The 20068-nt window shown below is 36.5% G+C and carries 8 protein-coding genes; 6 read left to right on the plus strand and 2 right to left on the minus strand.

Annotated elements, in window-relative coordinates; all coding sequences use genetic code 11:
* The first annotated feature begins 8 nt into the window (after window positions 1-8).
* Genes essB through essA form a run of 4 tightly spaced genes read left to right on the plus strand, consistent with a single transcriptional unit; the run spans window position 9 to window position 9271 of the window.
* Window positions 9-1235, plus strand: coding sequence for a type VII secretion protein EssB (gene essB / locus MHH96_RS09340; protein WP_047941686.1), 1227 nt, complete (start codon window positions 9-11; stop codon window positions 1233-1235).
* A 47-nt stretch (window positions 1236-1282) separates the two neighbouring features.
* Complete coding sequence (gene essC / locus MHH96_RS09345) at window positions 1283-5770, plus strand: type VII secretion protein EssC (RefSeq protein WP_047941685.1); 4488 nt, start codon at window positions 1283-1285, stop codon at window positions 5768-5770.
* Window positions 5770-8769, plus strand: a complete 3000-nt coding sequence (esaA, locus tag MHH96_RS09350; RefSeq protein WP_047941684.1) for a type VII secretion protein EsaA — start codon at window positions 5770-5772, stop codon at window positions 8767-8769. Before essC ends, esaA begins: the two co-directional genes overlap by 1 nt.
* Window positions 8756-9271, plus strand: coding sequence for a type VII secretion protein EssA (gene essA, locus MHH96_RS09355; RefSeq protein WP_061799832.1), 516 nt, complete (start codon window positions 8756-8758; stop codon window positions 9269-9271). The genes esaA and essA overlap by 14 nt, the downstream gene beginning before the upstream one ends.
* A gap of 61 nt (window positions 9272-9332) precedes the next feature.
* On the opposite strand, the gene MHH96_RS09360 is transcribed toward essA, so the two are convergent.
* A complete protein-coding gene (locus MHH96_RS09360; RefSeq protein ID WP_047941682.1) occupies window positions 9333-10886 on the minus strand; it encodes an ABC-F family ATP-binding cassette domain-containing protein in 1554 nt (517 codons plus the stop codon).
* 657 nt (window positions 10887-11543) lie between these two features.
* Here MHH96_RS09360 and MHH96_RS09365 point away from each other — a divergent pair.
* Window positions 11544-12494, plus strand: coding sequence for a glycoside hydrolase family 43 protein (locus MHH96_RS09365; RefSeq protein ID WP_061799831.1), 951 nt, complete (start codon window positions 11544-11546; stop codon window positions 12492-12494).
* A 212-nt stretch (window positions 12495-12706) separates the two neighbouring features.
* Here the strand turns inward: MHH96_RS09365 and MHH96_RS09370 are convergent, their stop codons facing one another.
* Complete coding sequence (locus tag MHH96_RS09370) at window positions 12707-13297, minus strand: LysE family transporter (RefSeq protein ID WP_047941680.1); 591 nt, start codon at window positions 13295-13297, stop codon at window positions 12707-12709.
* A 1044-nt stretch (window positions 13298-14341) separates the two neighbouring features.
* Here MHH96_RS09370 and MHH96_RS09375 point away from each other — a divergent pair.
* Window positions 14342-19963 carry a 5'-nucleotidase C-terminal domain-containing protein gene (locus MHH96_RS09375; protein WP_341117140.1) on the plus strand — a complete coding sequence of 1874 codons (5622 nt, stop codon included), beginning with the start codon at window positions 14342-14344 and terminating at the stop codon, window positions 19961-19963.
* Window positions 19964-20068: the final 105 nt, after the last annotated feature.

The raw sequence follows: 20068 nt of genomic DNA on the forward strand, positions 1-20068 counted from the left end.
CAGCAAGTATGTCAAATGAACATGTATCATATATGGAAAAAAAGCTGGATGCTGTTATCCAGAAGGAAGACCAGCGAATTATATTTAATTTTCAAATTGAGAAAATTAAGCTGAATCATTTGCTAGAAGCAGCGTTTTTAGAAGAAATAGATAGCCAAGTTAAAAGAAAGCTTAATAAACAGGAGGATTTATTACAGATAGAGGTTCAATTGCCTAAGTCTTTTATTTATAATCAAGGAATCTTCTCTTTGAAAAAAAAGGAACAATACATAATTGCTCATCAATTGCTTGAAAATGTCCGCAATCACTCCTTATCCCGTCTTCATTTATTTATATGTCCAGAAAATATTGCTGTCGATCAAGGTTTGGCGCCTTATTTCCTCCATTATGGAGTGAAAGAAAGTATTCCTCCATATGAAGACAATAGGGAGGAAGAATGGCTGCAGCTGAAAGCAATGACAGCAGCATTGATTGATAATCAATATTCTTTTGAACAATATATTGCCTATTATGAAACATTGAAATTAAGTGAAGCAGCAGCTGAGATTATGAAAGCAAATAATTATGATGATCTGCAAGCTGTTCTTGATCAAGCTTTTTTACAGGAAAAAGAGGAATATGAACAGTTGGTCGAACTTCCGAAAAATAAGTGGAAACGGATGAGATATGCCATTTGGGCAACTAGCATTTTATTAGTACCAGCAATTATTTACTCTATCTATACCCTGTTTTTTCTCCAGCCAAAACATAACCATATATTAGACGCCCATCAACACTTTTTAGCGGATGCTTACAGTGATGTAATCAATAGCCTTGAATCATATGATATTGATAGTTTGCCGACTGTTGCGCAATATGAATTAGCAACAGCCTATATATCTGGTGCGGACTTATCCGATAAACAAAGGGATATTGTAAAAAATACAGTTACTCTTCAATCTGATTCTAATTATTATGAATACTGGATTAATATTGGAAGAGGGGACGCCGAAGCTGCCTTGGAGAATGCTCGCTTTCTAGAAGATCGCAGTCTTATCATGTATGCTTTGCTAGAGTATCAGGCTCAAGTTCAGAGAGATGATTCGCTCACCAGTAAAGAGCGTCAGCAACAAATCGATGAAATTGAAAATGAGCTAAATAAATATGAGCAAGATATGAAAGAAGAATCTTCACAAGAGGATACTCTTCTGAAAAATAATCAGACAACAAAAGATCAAGGCCAGAATCCTAAATAAAGAAGAAAGCATCAAAATAATAATTGGAACAATTGCGAGGTGATGTTATGTATACGCTGTTTCTTTTCCATGAACAAACCTATTATTCTATTAAATTAACAAAAAATAGCAGCATTACCATTGGTCCAGAATTTGGAGACAACATTACTCTTCCATCTTTCCCTTCTTCCATACTTGTAAGAGTGGGAGAAGATGACATGGCGACATATACGATAGATTCGACTGAAACTGTGATGGAAACAGAGAAGTTTTATCAACTAAGCCAGGAAAGGCAGTGCCTTACGCTGTTTATGACAAGCAGGAAGAAGCTCGAAAAAACTTACTATATTGGAAATCAGTCTGAAGTAGTATGTATGGTAGCACCAGTTTCACAGGATGAAGTATGGCATTTCGACAAAAAATCTATTTACATAAAAAAAGCGCATATGCAACATGGCGAAAAAGGGCTTTCTTTAATAAAAAATCATAATCATATGGAAATTATTTCTAGGGATTCTACTGTTTATCTAAATGGCCATTTAGTTTTAGACAAACAAAAGCTAGAGGTTGGCGATATACTCTTCTGGAATGGCATATATGTTACATTGATGGATCAGGATGTGATTCAAATAGAAAGCTTCTATGAATTTGAGTCCTCTCTAAAAGAGATTTACCTTCCTCAATCGGAGATGATGAAACGCTATCCGAATTATCGGAGGACACCTAGAATGCTGTATGAATTGCCTAAGGAGAAAGTGCAGTTATCCTTTCCTGGTCAAGAATCGATCCACTCTAAAAGAAGTCTATGGCTAATCATTCTTCCACCTTTAGTGATGCTGATCGTGATGGGACTTGTTGCTTTATTAATACCAAGAGGAATTTTTATTCTTATTTCTATCGTGATGTTCTCGATGACTATTATTACTTCCACGGTTCAGTATTTTAAAGAAAAGACAACAAGAAAAGAGCAAGAAGAAAGAAGAAAAAGAGTCTATTCTAATTATCTGGAAGAAAAAAGAAGTGAGCTTGAATCCTTAGCTTCAAAGCAGCGACAAGTACTGGAGTTTCATTTTCCATCTTTTGAAAGAATGAAATATTTGACAGAACAGATCTCTGACCGAATCTGGGAGCGAAGCATAGATAGTAAAGATTTTTTACAATTTCGACTGGGGACAGGGGATGTTCCTGCAAGTTACCAAATAAGTGTAAACTCTGCTGATTTATCCAATCGGGAGATGGATGAATTGCTTGAAAGGTCAAAGCATCTGCAGAAGTCCTATCAGCATGTGAAAAATCTTCCAATTACTGCGGATTTATCGAAAGGATCCATTGGTCTTATTGGTAAGATGTCCGTATTAAAGGGAGAATTGCACCAAATCATTGGGCAGCTTGCATTTTTTCATAGTTATCATGATGTACGATTCCTTTTTATTTTTCATGAGGATGAATATAAGTACTGGGAATGGATGAAATGGCTGCCTCATTTTCAAATTCCTCAATCTTTTGCTAAAGGGTTTATTTATAATGAACAAACAAGGGATCAGCTATTGTCATCTATTTATGAATTGATCAGGGAAAGAGATGTGGAAGAAACAGATGAAAAAACTCGTTTTGCTCCCCATTTTGTCTTTATTGTTACGAATCAGGAACTCCTAGCTGAACATGTAATTCTGGAATATTTAGAAGGCTCTCACAGTCATCTGGGCATATCTGCTATCTTTGCAGGTGAAGCAAAAGAAAGCTTCTCAAATAATATTCATACATTGATTCGATATGTGAACGGAAGACAGGGCGATATATTAATCCAAAATAAAGCCGCAGTGCAGATTCCTTTTAATTTAGATAATCATGCTTTAAATGGTAATGAAGAGTATGCCCGTATGCTAAAAACACTTAATCATCAGGTGGGGATTACTAATTCCATACCAGAAACTGTTTCGTTTATGGAGATGCTTAAGGTAAGAGATGTTGATGAAATACCAATTAAAGAAAATTGGCTGACAAATGAGTCTGCTAAAACATTGGCCGCTCCAATCGGACTGAAAGGTAAATTTGATATTGTCTATTTAAATCTCCATGAAAAAGCTCATGGACCACACGGATTGCTGGCAGGTACGACTGGGTCGGGGAAAAGTGAACTATTGCAAACGTATATTTTATCACTTGCAGTTCATTATCATCCACATGAAGTAGCTTTTTTGCTCATTGACTATAAAGGTGGAGGGATGGCACAGCCATTTCGAAATATGCCGCATTTGTTAGGTACTATTACTAATATTGAAGGCAGCAGAAACTTTAGTAATCGTGCTCTTGCTTCTATTAAAAGTGAACTTAAACGAAGACAGCGTTTGTTCGATAAATATGAAGTGAATCACATTAATGACTATACAAGCATGTATAAAAGGGGAGAAATTGAAGAGCCGCTGCCGCATTTATTTCTTATTTCTGATGAATTTGCTGAATTAAAGAGCGAGGAGCCTGATTTCATTAAAGAATTGGTAAGTGCTGCTCGAATAGGGAGAAGTTTAGGGGTTCATCTAATATTGGCAACACAGAAGCCAGGTGGAGTAATTGATTCTCAAATCTGGAGTAATGCTCGTTTCCGAATTGCTCTTAAGGTCCAGAATGCAGAAGACAGCAGGGAGATTTTGAAGAACAGTGATGCAGCCTCTCTTACTGTTACTGGCAGGGGCTATCTGCAAGTCGGCAATAATGAAGTGTATGAATTATTCCAATCTGCATGGAGCGGTGCTAATTATCAAGAAGATTCTTCACAAATGGAAGATGAAATTGCGATTGTATCGGATCTGGGGTTAATTCCTTTATCTGAGCTATCCATACAGGAAAAAACGAAAGTGCAAGTGAACAGTGAGATTGATGTTATCGTGGGAAAAATAGAAGAGCTGCAAAAGGAGCTTCAGCTAACAAAACTATCAAGCCCATGGCTTCCACCATTATCTCCAAGAATATATCGTCCAGATTATCAGCCTGATGAGAACTGCCGAAAAATTAATCTGGCTATGATAGATGATCCTGAAGCGCAAAGTCAATCGATCTATCCCTATACTTTGCTAGAAGATGGAAATGTTGGGGTCTTTGGCACATCTGGCTATGGAAAAACGCAGAGCTTGATTACTCTTCTTATGGGAATTGCCGAAAATTATTCTCCGGAAGAGGTCCATTTTTATTTAATGGATTTTGGCAATGGCGGATTGATGCCACTTAAGCAACTTCCTCATGTCGGTGAATTATTCTTAATGGATGAACAGCAAAAAATCAATAAGTTTATGGCTATTTTGCAGAATGAGATAAATATAAGAAAACAGCTTTTTCAGCAAACAGAAGTAAGTTCTATCTCTATGTATAATCAGCTCAGTGATGAGACGCTTCCAGTGTGGTTTATCGTGATTGATAATTACGATATTGTCAAAGAGGAAATGGCTGATTTAGAGGCACAGATAAATCAATTTGCTCGGGATGGTCAATCATTAGGAATATATATGTTCTTTGGCGCTACTCGTGTAAGTTCCATTAGACCGTCCTTGATGAATAATTTAAAGACGAAAATAGTGCATTACTTAATGGACCATACAGAAGCTTATTCTATTTTGGGAAGAATTCCTTATGAACCAGAGCCTATTCCAGGCAGGGCTATTATAAAAAAAGAAGGAATATATTTTACGCAGATTTTACTGTCTTGCATTGGTGATAATGATTTCGACCAGCTAACGGAACTCAAGGCATCCATTCAAAATCTACGGGAGAAATATGAATCCTGCCGAACTCCTCAAAGGGTTCCAATGCTTCCAAAAGAGTTAACTAACATTAGCTTTAAAGAATATATAAAGGACGAAAATTCAGTAGGCCTCATACCTATTGGTTTAGACGAAGAATCTGTCCAGCCTGTATTTGTTGATTTTCATGCTATGAATCATTTCATGATTTTAGGTCAAGCACAAAAAGGAAAGACAAATGTCATTAAGCTACTTATGAACCATGCCATCCAACAAGGAATGGAAGGAATTGGGATATGGGATTCTATCAATCGCGGGTTAGCTTATTTAGCAGAAGGTGACCAGGTTCAATATCTAACAGATCGAGGTACCGTTGCTAAATGGCTAGAATCTACTGAAGCCCTGCTCTTAGAAAGAAATCGTCAATATGATAAGGCGATTTTAGAAGGAAAGGCACTTCCATTCTTTACTCCTTTGTTGTTTGTTATAGATGGATATGGAAGATTACTTCAGGAAATAGACAATAGAATGCAGGAGATGATTGTGAGACTAATGAAAAATTATAGTCACTTAGGGTTTCAGATTGTAGTTTCAGGCAGTACTAATGAATTAACAAAAGGCTATGATCCGTTAACTTTAGAAATAAAGCAAATTAGGCAGGCATTGTTACTAATGAAGAAATCGGAACAATCCTTGTACACTTTGTCATATGAGCGTAAGGAACCAGAAATCCAGCCTGGCTATGGATATTATGTAAAAAATGGGCTTGAGAGAAAAATTCAAATTCCTTTAGTGCTTATGGAGAGGAAGGTATATTCTTGATGGGAAAAGTGAAATTGTGGAAGATGGTTATTGCACTGGTTGTCATAATTGGTGTTCCAGTGTTATTTTTTCAGCTGATTGGAGATCATCCATTTCTGGAGAAGCCAAATACAACCAAAACAATTGCAGTTGTAAATGAAGATGCTGGTGTTGATATTGCTGGAGAACATAAACTTTTAGGGGGAGATGTATCTTCTATTCTCTCCAACGAGTCATCTTTTCAGTGGACTGTTGTTTCTAGAAGCGCTGGAGAGAATGGATTAAGGAATAAGAAATATGATGCTGTCATCTATATTCCATCTAATTTCTCTGAACAAGTGATGGCATATGAAGAAGAAAATCCTAGTAAAGTGACATTTAAATATAATGTTCAAAGTCAGTTAAATGCGGTAAATACTGAAAAAGTAAATTTGGAGATAGAAAGGGCTACCAAACGGGCAAATGAACGTATCAGTTCCTTATATTGGAATTATGTAGCGAACGATATGGAAATGGTACGCTCTGAATTTGAAGAAATTTTGCAAAAGGAAATAGACTTTCAGCAGACTATGCTAGCTTTCTATAAACCAAGTTCCAAGAATCTTGCTGATGAGATTTTAGAACAAGAGGGCGTATTAAAGTCCATGAAGTCATCTATTGAGCAAATCGGCACGCAAAGTGATAGTCAGAATCAATCTATGAAGTCATTTTCTGAGGATTTAAGCAGTTTAGTTGACTATATCAAGGCATATGAAGAGTATCAGCAACAACAAAAACAAAAATTGACAAACTTGCAGACTACTGCTCTTTCTACAATAAAGTCAGCGACAGAAGCTTCATCTCCTTATTTTGCTGAACAGTCACTTTTTTTGTCGGAGAATAATCAACAATTAATGAGTAACGCTAATTCCGTTTATGAAAAACTAGATAACAGTAAACGGTTATTAACATTACTGAAAGAAAATAGAATATTTGCTTTGGATAAACAAAGGGAAGCAATTTATGACTACCAGAGCAGAATGCTAGATTATTACAAGCAATTAATTGATACAAAATCTTTGAATTCTTTTCAAGAAAAGATAGTGAAAACCAAAGAAAAATTGGCGGAAGGGGAAGGCAGCTTGTTACCAGAAGCACCGCCAGAAAATCCAGAATACCCTAATTTGCCGACATCTGATGATGATAAGGATAGCGACGACCAAACAGGAGAACAATTTATATTAGAAAGTACGCATGCAAAGGAAGATTCAAATACTGCTAATGGAGCAAACAGGGAAACGAAAAATTCATCTGCAGAAGAGCAGTTAGCACAAATGGAAGAATTATTGAAAAAGCTTCATGAGTATTTACAGGCAGATGAACAAATTCCGGATGAAAGTAAGAGTCAGTTCGAAATACAATTAAAGGACATTCAAAAAAAATTAGAGGATGTGAAGCAATCACTTAAAACGAGTAACGAGGGTAATAACCAAATTATTCAGCAATTGAAAGAAAAAATTGCTGCACTTCTTACAGACAATGAAACGTTGGCAAATACGATCAAAGAGCTTACAGAAAATAAAAATTCTCTTACCGAAGAGAATAGATTGTTGAAAGAATATATAGAATCTCTCATAGAAGTAAATGATGAGCTGCGGGAACAGCTGACACTTCTTACGAATAATATGAATTCTATTATAACTAGAATAGAAGAGAAAGAAGAGGCAATTTTAGCATCACCAGCACTGTCTGGGGATAGAAAACATAGCCTTGAAACTTGGTTCCATAAGGAATTTCTTACTGGAGATATTATGGATTTGCTTTATTACTATGCTTATCTAGATCAATATGAAACGACGTTGAACAACATGCTTTCTGAGAACAACGCAAAGAGCGAAGTAATGAAAAATGAACAATTTCTTACAGAGCTTACAAGGATTTTTCAATTAACAGATGCGGAAACAACTGCTTGGACAAATGTGGAAACAGAAATGCCGACAATTGGAGATGGCTTAACAGCACTTCAAGACCAATTTGTTGTATTCTTGGCTAAATCAAAAGAAAGCCTAGACACACATCATACAGAATTAGCCCAGAATTTATCCGAGATTAAAACAGAAGGGGAAGCATTACTTCAGCAAATACAGCAAGGGGAACAAACTGCGGCGCATGAACCAGGATCGGCAAAGGGAACTCAACTGGTAGCGGTACATTCACAAATCATCGAGCAAGTAAATGCTATTCATTCTTCCATAAAAGAAGCAGGAAAGCACCAGCAGACTGTTATTGACCATACGAATGAACTGCATGATGAAGTTTCGTTTGTACAGACAGATGCAGATGCCTTAAATAATAAATGGGCTGTAAATGTAGATTCAACAAGAAAAATAAAGGATGATGTCTTTAGTGTTCTGCAAAATGCATTTATTGAAGGACGCTCTAAAGGCGACGTTTATAATTTCTTATCTAGTCCACTTCAATTAACAGCTGGTGCAAGTGAAGTGAAACAGGAAAAAAATATTCCGCCTGTGGTTATTATGTTTATTGTCTTAATTAGCAGCTTGCTAATTGGGTATACAACCTATTACTTTAAACGTATTCCATTGTGGTTCCGTGGAACAGTCTTTCTTTTACTTAATTTGATTGTCGGCTTTGTGATTAGTTTATACGGATTAAATATCTATGAACTCTCTCAAGCCAGTACGATGCAATGGACTGTATTTACTATCCTTTTATTATTAGTGAGTTCTAGTATAATTGCAGTCAGTTTTGCAGCACAAAAACTTCTTGGTTTATTCCTTACAGTCGGATTAATTATTTTATATGTAACACCACTATTAGCTTTAACAACACCGAATTTCAGTTATGATGATCCGATGTCCAAAGTTTATATGTCTATTCAATATGGAACGCAATCGTTATTTGCTCCGGCAGCGATCATTCTATTGATTGGGCTACTGCTGCTGATAGGAGTACAAATTCTTATAGAAAGATGGAAAAGCAAGGAAATAGAGGATGATTCGAGAAATGAATCGGTTTAGTAAAAAAATCTTTCTTAGTCTAATCTTATTTGTATTCATGGCTATCTTCAGTTGGCTGACCGAGCAAACGGCAAGGGCGGATTCCCTGATTGATAGATTACAGCCCAATGAATACGAAAGCAGTCGTAATCTAAAGAATACAGATTTTCTAAAAGAATCGAGTCAATCATCTAAGACAGATGCTTTAACGGCAGAAAAACGTGCTATTTCTTTTGATGGAAGCAAAGTAAATGACCATGACGAATGGAAAGGGCAGCTTTTTACACAAAAGATGGAAACAGGCAGTAGCATTACTAGGAAAGCAGAAAAACTTCAGTTATTTACAGATGATGAAGAGAATGTTCACTACAGAGTGGACAGGATAGGAGAGGAAAATTCTACAGAGCTTTCGATGGCTTTATTGATAAGCATTTTAATTGGCATTTGTCTTTTGCTTCTCATTCTTATATTATTTGTCTTTTATCGGAGTAATCTGAAAGTGACAAGGAAAGGAAACCTGTAAGACAAAAAGAATATGGGGTACCCAATTGGATTTAATTCATTGGGTACCCCTCAATCATTATTTAAAACACTTTCGTTGTCCAATCTTCACAATTCCAAATATCAGTCGCAATTTCACGATAGAAATCTGGTTCGTGGGATACCATTAAGATGCTTCCGCGATATTCCTTTAAAGCACGCTTCAATTCTTCTTTTGCATCTACATCTAAGTGATTGGTAGGTTCATCTAGTATTAATAAATTCGTTTCTGTGTTTAAAATTTTGCACAAGCGAACCTTGGCTTTTTCCCCACCAGAAAGGACTTCAATTTTACTTTCAATATGCTTCGTTGTTAATCCACACTTTGCAAGAGCAGCACGAACTTCCGCCTGATTCATACTTGGGAATTCGCTCCAAATTTCTTCAATACAAGTGTTGTAGTTGGATTCTTTCACTTCTTGCTCGAAGTAACCGATGTGTTGATAATCACCGCGCTCTACTTTACCCGAAAGAGGATTAATCAAGCCGAGAATACTTTTTAAAAGTGTAGACTTACCAATACCGTTTGCCCCAACGAAGGCAATCTTTTGTCCCCGTTCCATTTTCAGATTAAGCGGGCGAGAAAGTGGTTCGTTATAACCGATAACAAGATCCTCCGTCTCGAAAATCCAGCGACTGGCTGCGCGAGCTTCTTTGAATTTAAACTCTGGTTTTGGTTTTTCTTTCCCTAATTCAATAATGTCCATTTTGTCGAGCTTCTTTTGACGAGACATGGCCATATTACGAGTCGCAACACTTGCTTTGTTACGAGCAACGAAATCTTTCAAATTAGCGATTTCTTGTTGTTGACGCTTGTAAGCAGACTCTAGCTGCTGCTTTTTCATTTCATATATTTTTAAGAAGTTATCATAATCGCCTGCGTAGCGATTCAATTCTTGGTTTTCCATGTGGTAAATCAAGTTAACAACACTGTTTAAGAAGGGAATATCATGGGAAATCAAGATAAACGCATTCTCATATTCTTGTAAATAGCGCTTCAGCCATTCGATATGCTGTTCATCCAAGTAGTTTGTAGGCTCATCTAGTAATAGAATTTCAGGCTTTTCTAGTAATAGCTTAGCCAGCAGCACTTTCGTACGCTGCCCACCGCTAAGATCAGCTACATCACGATCTAGTCCGACATCGTCTAAACCAAGACCACGAGCAACTTCCTCGACTTTTGCATTAATTTGATAGAAATCGTTACTATCTAGCGTTTCTTGCAGTTCCCCCACTTCTGCAAGTAATGCATCAATATCAGCGCCTTCATCGCCCATTTTTGCATAAAGTTCATTAATCTCTGTTTCTGCATCAAAAAGATATTGAAAAGCAGTGCTTAGTGCTTCACGCATCGTCGTTCCTTTTTGAAGGACAGCATGCTGATCTAAATAACCAACACGGACTTTTCGTGACCACTCAATTTTTCCTTCATCAGGCTGCAGCTTCCCAGTAACAATATTCATGAAAGTGGATTTACCTTCACCATTTGCGCCAACTAGTCCAACGTGTTCTCCTTTTAAAAGCCGAAAAGACACATCATTAAATATTGCACGATCACCGAAACCGTGACTTAAATTCTTTACGTTTAATACGCTCATTCTTTTAACCCCTTTTCTACTATCACATGTGGATATCATACTTGATTTAGACTGGATTTTCTAACTTGAAATTTATATTGTCTAAAATGCCATTCAATTTGGAAGGTAAGGAAAGTTTACGATTTCTTCATTAATTGGATATTGAATTATTTTTTTGCTTTTTATAATAGGATAAAAATCTATTATACAATATGATAGAAGGTTTTCCCATATGGGAATAGTTGAATAAAAAATGAAATAATTGGTTGATTACTAAAAAGAAATTTAGAGGGTACATTCCATTGAAAGGCGAAAAGATAGAGCGTAAACAGATAATCTGTAATCTGCTTAACTTAAAAAAGTGCAGCCTATTCATACTCTTTGGTAATTTTAAAGGAAAAGAAAGAAATGGTAGAGAATAAATAGATTAGATAAGTAAAGAGAGAGCAGGGAGATGGTATGGAATTCGAGGATTAATGAAATTAGAAATATTCATTTAGGAGATTAATAGGATAAAGATTATATATTTTCGGTGAAACGGGATTCTATATAAAGGGGGGATATAACGGAGAAGCAGAGTTTGCTCCTTCTCTGATTATAGCTGTTAATAGGAAGAAAAAATGAAAACCCTTACTTTTCGGCCGGTTTCATCATAAAAAAAGGTTAGAGGAGGAAACGATGAGCAAATTAACTTTTTATAACCCAATTCTAGAACCAGGGGCAGATCCTTGGGTGTATAAAGATAATAATACTTACTATTTTATGGTAACGAAAAGGACAAGACTTGATTTATGGAAGTCACCTACATTAAGTGGAATAGCAAAAGGGAGTTGTAAAACGATTTGGACTGCTCCGAGTGAAGGAATCAATTGTGCTAATATTTGGGCTCCAGAAATTCATCGGATAAATGGGATATGGTATATATATTTCACAGCGAATGACGGAATAGGTGATGATCAATCAAGGAAGATTTTTGTGTTAGAGAATTCCGCGGAAGATCCGTTTAACGGGGATTGGGTAGAGAGGGGGTATGTAAATACAGAGTACCCTGGTTTAGATGGAACGATTTTTGAACATAAAGGTCGACTTTATTTTGTTTATGCTGGATATGGGAACTTTCCTGAGTATGGATCAGCTCTCTATATAGCCGAGATGGAAAATCCGTGGACAATTACTGGTCCGAATATATTATTGTCAAAACCTGAGTATGATTGGGAGAAGCAAGGGGGAATGGCGATTAATGAGGGACCGGTAATGTTAAAGAGAAATAATAAGTTGTTTCTAATCTATTCTGCAAGTACCACTTGGTCAGATGATTATAGTTTAGGGATGTTAACAATCTCAGAGAATGAGGATGTCATGAATCCCCAGATTTGGTTTAAATCTACAGAGCCTGTGTTTAAGAAAAGTATCGAAAATAAGGTTTTCGCTCCTGGCCATAACAGTTTTACACAATCCCCTGATGGTACAGAAGATTGGATTGTTTATCATGCTATCTCCGAATCAGAAGGAGGAAGCCAGCGACGAAGTACCCGGATTCAAAAATTCAATTGGAATGCCGATGGTTCTCCTAATTTTGGAATCCCATTATGTACATCAACACCGATTACCGTTCCTTCTGGTGAGTGATAAGGAGGGAACAGAGAAATTCGGGAAGAGGAAGGTCGCTGCAGTGGAAATTTCCAAAAAGATAATGATATTAAAGTGAAGGGTAATAGATGAATTTTTTCGATTGTTTTTAGAGAAGGAAGCGTTCAGCAATAAAAAGTGGTCATTCCACTTTATTATTTGGAAAATTGGAGGGGGATTCACCACCCTCCTCCTTGTCGTATGTATGCATTTTAATGTAAAACAATGGAAATGGCACTATATATTAATAACAAGGCCATTATGATATTAAATGGCTTCTGATACTTTGATAATGACTTCTGAAAGATGGAGCCAAATATACTCCAACATAATGAGCTGAGAAATCCGATAATCCCTAAAAATAATGAAAAGATAAAATAACTAAAGTAAGAAGTGTAGTAAGGTAATATAAAGGTTGATACAACTGTAATCCCATACAAGATCCCTTTTGGATTAATAAATTGTATTAAAACACCTATTAAAAAAAGATTTTTGTTCGTCTCGTCATTTTTTTCGTTATTATTGATACCTTTACTGGTAAGTGTTTTATAAGCTAAGTACAGAATATAGCCGACCCCTAAAATAGTTAAAGGTATCTTTATAATAGGCAGGATACTTATAAGCAAAAGATTAAAAATACTACACATCAAGGCTAAAACAAAAAAGCCGGCTGAAACCCCCAGACTGAACTTAATAGTTTTTTTAAATCCATATTTATTAGCAAACGACATTGCCATAAAATTATTTGGACCTGGAGTAAAGCTGCTAACTAATACAAACAAAAGGAATGATAAAAAGGGCATATTTAACCTCCATTTCTACTTGATAGATTGTAATCTATGAAGATTACAATCAGACTGTAAACAAACTTCTGTATTTGGAAATAGAAGATGGAATAGAGTATATTTATTAATCTCTTTGAATCAGGTTCTTACTTTTTGCTCCGGGGTTCGCTTTCCATGGGGCTCGCGTGATCCACGTAACGCCTTTATCCTGCAGGGCATCAAGATGTCTCGCTAATCCACAGAATCCTCACCCCACTATATTCCAAGCAACGCATGAAAATACAATTCTACTTCTCCAATATCTTTTTGTCGACAAACTGAATGTAATCTCTAAAGATTACAATATATCACACTTTTTATATTATACAAAGTAGTGTTTAGTGAATTTTTCTAAATATCAAAATTCGATACAATTTAGGGCTGAATTTTTAGAATTCAGCTTTTTTTAGTAGGAAGTAAATATAAATTTTTTTAAGAAATGGAGCAATGCTGGTTGATAGGAGTTTGTTACTAGTTTTTTATCTAGTTTCAAGAAACATAGAAAGAAGAAGTTTGTCTTTTTAAAGGGTTTATTTTGAATTTATGTTACAAGAAACGCTTTCTTAATTTAAAAAACCTATCCATATGACGACAAATAGCATTAAAATTCTATTTTTTTTGTAAATTCTTTATATTTTTGTAAATGAGTCTTGTTAAGCGATTTATATCATTATACAATGATTCACGGATAGGTTTGTTATATTTTAATAGTAAAAATATAACTTATTATCCGTCGATTAATTGTATAGGTGTTTAGGCCTATGACATTTTATGAGCTACAACTATATTGTCTGAAAAAGGATGTGACAAAGAAACTAGCTAATTTTGCACTGGTACAGTGGATTATGGAAAAGTTATGGGTGGGAAACTGCATATGGAAAACAACTATTCTATTAGGATAATTTTCTAACAGGACAAGGACCTTAGTAGTTCATCTTAAGAAGCTTGTATTTCAAACAAGATAGTCTCCTTTCGAGACGTCCGAATCATGAAGCTAATCTAAAAAATATGAGGAGAAAAAACATGAAAAGAAGAAATAAGAGGAATCTTAGTGTTATTACGATAATTGCTATACTTTTTAGTTTATTCTCACCAGTAGCTAATCTAAATGTAAAGGCTGAAACGGTTGTAGCTACAGATTTGATTATCTCGGAATATATTGAAGGAAGCAGCTTTAATAAGGCGATTGAGTTATATAACGGAACTGGCTCTGATCTTGATTTAAGTCAGTACAGCCTTGGAATTCATACAAATGGTGCCGAGGAAATTTCGCATAAGCTCTCCCTGAACGGCACATTAAAAAATGGCGAGACATATGTTATTTATCATGGTCAAGCCGATGAAAAAATAAAGGCAAAAGGAAATCTAGAAAATTCGACGGTGATTAATTTTAATGGTAACGATCCTCTTGTTCTATTAAAAGGAGAATCTATTATTGATTCCATTGGCCAGGTTGGCTCGAATGCTGATTTTGCTAAAGACGTTACGTTAATTAGAAATAGTGATGTTTTATCAGGTGACAAAAATGTTAAAGACAGTTTTGATCGAAATGTAGAATGGACGAACAAAGGAATTAATTACTTTGATAATCTTGGCATACATACTTTTGGTACAGCTGCTCCTGAAGAGCCTGCAGAACCGGAACCTGCTATTTCGATCGCAGATGCGCGTGAACTTGGCGCTGACAAAACAGTTACGATAGAAGGAATTGTGACAACAAATTCAGGACTTTGGGGAAGCGAAACTTTTTATATGCAAGATTCCACTGCTGGAATGTATGTATATGCTAGTCCTAAATCTGTTAAGCCAGGAGAGAAAGTAAAAATAACGGGCGTATTGAAGACATATAAAAATGAACTGGAAATCGAACCAGAAAGCCTTGATATCGTGTCTTCAAACAATGATCTGCCAGCAGCACAGTCTGTTACGGAAGTAACTGATTCCACACAAGGTGAATTGCTTACGTTACAAAACGTTACAATTTCTGAAATGACAAAGGATAGCTATGGCACTGCTACATTCCAAGCTGTATTTGAAAGTGGAGAAAAGGTACGTGTTATTCACGATAATCGTACAGGTTCCACTTATGATGACTTAATCAAGCAATACAAAGAAGGAGATAAAGTTCATCTTACCGGAATCGGATCAATTGATGAAACGGGGTATCATCTAAAAACTACTGGTCTTAATAGCTATGATTTAGTGAACAAGCCAGCCGTTTATTCCACACAAACACCAGGGGTAGTTCCAGCTGGTACAAAGGTTGAGTTGAATTCTGGTCTAGAAGATGCTGCTATTTACTACACAACAGATGGTTCTACACCAACTGAAACAAGTGTAAAATACACACAGCCAATCGCTTTAAAAACAGGTGAAACTACGATTAAAGCAATTGCTGTAACAAATGGTACAGTAAGTGATGTATTTAGCTTTACTTTTAAAATTCTAAATACGGAAAATCTCCGTATCCATGATATACAAGGAAAAGGGCATATTTCTGAATATAATGGTTCTTCTGTTACGAACATAACTGGTGTTGTAACCCATGTATTTGGTTCAAGCAGTTTTGTTATGCAGGATGTGGATGGAGCAGATACAGATATCGAAACATCTGAAGCAATTGAAGTATACAAGTCCTCTCATGGGGTTTCTGTTGGAGACAAAGTTTCCGTTAATGGAACTGTTACAGAATATGGTGGAGGAGCTAATCTGTCTAAAACACAAATTACCGCAACATCCATTACTAAAGATGGAACGGCTGAACTACCGGCTCCACTTATTATTGGGAAAGATATTTTTCCTCCAAACAAAGTAATTGATAATGATGAAATGACATCTTTTGATCCAGATGAAGATGGGATCGACTTTTGGGAATCTCTTGAATATATGCGTGTATCATTCCCAGATGCACTAGTAGTAGGACCTCCATATTCGAATGATGTACCTATTATTGTGGAAAGCACGACGAATAATACATTAAATAATCAAGGTGGATTAAATATTGCTGAAGACGATTATAATCCAGAAAAAATCTTTTTAGATAATGTGGGAAGTGATTTCCAGCCAGGTGATAAGTTTAATGGTGACGTTGTCGGTGTCGTAACCTATTCAAGTAATGGTTATCAATTATCTGTTAATAAAAACGAATTACCTACTTTAACAAAATCCAATTTAACACAAGAAGTTACTCATATTGTCCCGGCAGAAGATAAATTAACTGTGGCTTCATACAATATTGAGAATTTCTCTAACAATAAAGCAAACACTCCAGATGCCAAAGTAGCTAAAATTGCCAAGTCATTTGTAGAAAACATGAAATCTCCTGATATTATTACGTTAGTAGAGGTTCAGGATAATGATGGAGAAACTGATTCAGGAAATTCTGATGCATCAGAAAGTTATCAACGTTTAATCAATGCAATTGTTGCTGCAGGTGGTCCAGTATATAAATGGATAGACGTGGCTCCTGTAAATAACACAAACGGTGGAGCTCCTGGTGGCAATATTCGTGTTGGTCATCTTTACAACCCTGAACGTGTAACATTGGTTGAAGGAACGAAAGGAAAAGCAACGGAAGCAAATGGTTGGACGGAAACAGGGAACCTTACATTAAACCCAGGTGTTATTAATCCACAAGCATTTAGTAACACACGTAAACCACTTGCTGCAGAATTCGAATTTAAAGGTCAGCGTGTTGTAGTAATCGGAAACCATTTAAATTCTAAAGGTGGAGATCAATCTTTATGGGGAGCTAACCAGCCGCCTGTACTGTCTTCTGAAGCAGAGCGTATCAAGCTTGCACAAGAAGTAAACAACTTTATTAAAGAAGGGCTTGCTAAAAACCCTAACTTAAATGTGGTTGTAACTGGAGACATGAATGATTTTGAATTTACACCGGCTCTTAAGGCTTTAAAGGGTGAGATTTTAACAAATATGGTGGAAAAGGTTCCAGCTGAAGATCGTTTCTCCTACTTCTTCCAAGGTAACAACCAAGTACTAGACCATATTTTAGTAACAAATAGATTAGCAAATGTAACAACGGCTGATATGATTCATATTAACGCAAACTTTACGGAAGCAACTGGACAAGCATCTGACCATGATCCAGTAATGATTCAACTTGATTTATCTAATTTACCAGAAGTACCTGATTTAACTATTATGCATACTAATGATATCCACTCTGCTTTGGATAACATACCGAAGACAGTTACTGCTGTAAAAGAAATAAGAGCAGCAAATCCAGATGCCCTTCTCCTTCATGCAGGAGACCAATTTACAGGGACCTTATACTTTAATGAATTCCAAGGAAAAGCTGATTTAGCGATGCTGAACTTGCTTGGCATTGATGCAATGACCTTTGGAAACCATGAATTTGATTTAGGTTCTTCTGTAGAAGGCCATCAGGCGCTAGCTGACTTTATTAAGGGAGCAAACTTCCCATTTGTCAGTGCGAACGTTGACTTTTCAAAAGATGGGAAATTTACTGGACTTCAGAACAAATCGATTGAGTCAAACAGTGAAAACGGAAAGATATATAATGGCATTGTCAAAGAAGTAAATGGAGAGAAGGTTGGGATTTTCGGATTAACGACAGCGGAAACGGCTGACATTTCTAGCCCAGGATCGATTGCTTTTGAAAACTATTTGAAAGAAGCAGAAAAGGCAGTAGAAGCTTTTGAAGAAGCTGGGGTAAATCGAATTGTTGCCTTGACCCATATTGGATATGACGATAATGCAGCAATTGATAATGATTTAATTCTTGCGGAAAAAGTAGAAGGTATTGACGTGATTGTCGGAGGTCATAGCCATACAACATTGGAGAAACCAGTAATAGTAGACGAGGATGAAACACCTACGTTAATTGTTCAAACTGGTAACTCCAACAGTAATCTTGGCGTTTTAAATGTAACTTTTGATGAAAATGATGTAGTGAAGACTTATGACGGTCACTTAGTAGCTATCGGTGCTCAAGAAGAGGATAAAGAAGCTGTTAAAGTATTGGAGCCATTTAAAGAGAAAATTAATCAAGTGGCTAAAACGGAAATCGGCGTGTCATCACCAATTGCATTAGAAAGTCCACGTACGAATGGCGATGATACAAAACCAAGTGTCCGCAAGAATGAAACGATTTTAGGAAACTTGATTACAGATGGAATGCTTGAGAAGTCAAGAACGTTCACTGGTAAAAATATTATTATGGCCCTGCAAAATGGCGGGGGAATCCGTGCAGCAATTGATAAAGGACCAATCACAGTTGGTGAAATAATCACTGTTCTTCCATTTAACAACACATTAGCAACCATGGATGTAACAGGTGCTGAGCTAAAAGAAGCGTTTGAAATTTCTCTAGGTCAGTATCCAGCAGAAAATGGTGGTTTCTTACATGTAGCGGGTGGAAAAGTAGTATATGATGAAACAAAACAACCTGGAGAGCGAATTGTATCTGTTTCCTATTTAAATGAAGCTGGTAAATATGTAGAAGTTCAAGATGATACGATGTACACAATTGCTACAAACGCGTTTACTGCTAAAGGCGGAGACGGCTATGACATTTTTGCTAAAGCTTATGCAGAAGGCCGCGTTACAGACCTAGGGCTATCTGATTGGGAAAACTTCCGTGACCATTTAATAAGTATTGGAAGTGAAGGAATACCTACTGAAGTAGAAGGAAGAATTATTGATGTGAGTCAAGAGCCGGGTGAAGAACCAGGACAAGGGCCGGGTGAAGAGCCAGGACAAGAGCCGGGTGAAGAGCCAGGACAAGGGCCGGGTGAAGAACCAGGACAAGAGCCGGGTGAAGAGCCAGGACAAGAGCCGGGTGAAGAGCCAGGACAAGAGCCGGGTGAAGAGCCAGGACAAGAGCCAGGACAAGGGCCAGGAGAAGAACCAGGACAAGGGCCAGGAGAAGAACCAGGACAAGGGCCAGGAGAAAAACCAGGCAATAAGCCAGGAGAAAAACCTGGTAACTCAAATAAAATAAAAGAAATTAAACCGAAAGTAATAAAGCATGGTAACAAGTATAAGATTAATGACTCAGCTCTTGCAAATATTGCGGATAATGCTGTAGTTGTTATCAAAGTCGATAACAAAATCAATGCAACATTTACATTAACAAAAGAGCAAATCCAAGCTTTACAGAGTGCGGGAGCATCGATTGTAATAAGTAATGGAAATGTAGATGTACAAATCCCTGCCTCCATTCTTCCGTTAGCTGAAAACGTAAATATTAACGTGAAGAAAATGAAAGTAAAAGGTTCTCTTATTGCTTATGACTTTACAATAGAAGCGAATGGAAAAACGCACCATGAATTTGATGATAAAGTGAAACTCACATTCAAAGTTGATCCAAAACAAGTTAAAAACCCTAAAACTGTAAAAGTTTATTATTGGAATGAAAAAGCAAATAAATGGGAATTGATTGGTGGAGAATATAAGAACGGCAAGGTGTCTGTTTATACGGATCACTTCAGTACGTATGGCGTATTTGAAGGACAGCCGCAGTCTTCTAATATTCCAACTCAAGCTAATGAGCTTCCAGATACAGCGACAAACAACTTTAATATTTTAGTTGTAGGGTTTATATTACTTATAGTTGGTATTGGTTTGTATTTTGGGAAGAGAAGAAATTCGAGAACAAATTAATTGGTATTAATCGAGTGATTTTTATCTTCCTTAGCAAAACTAGGTAGAAGGGGAAGAACTCAGAATCCCCTAATATTAGAAAATAAAGAAATAGCGTTTTTTTAA

Source organism: Niallia sp. FSL K6-0212 (assembly GCF_038007605.1).
Taxonomy (GTDB): domain Bacteria; phylum Bacillota; class Bacilli; order Bacillales; family Cytobacillaceae; genus Niallia; species Niallia circulans.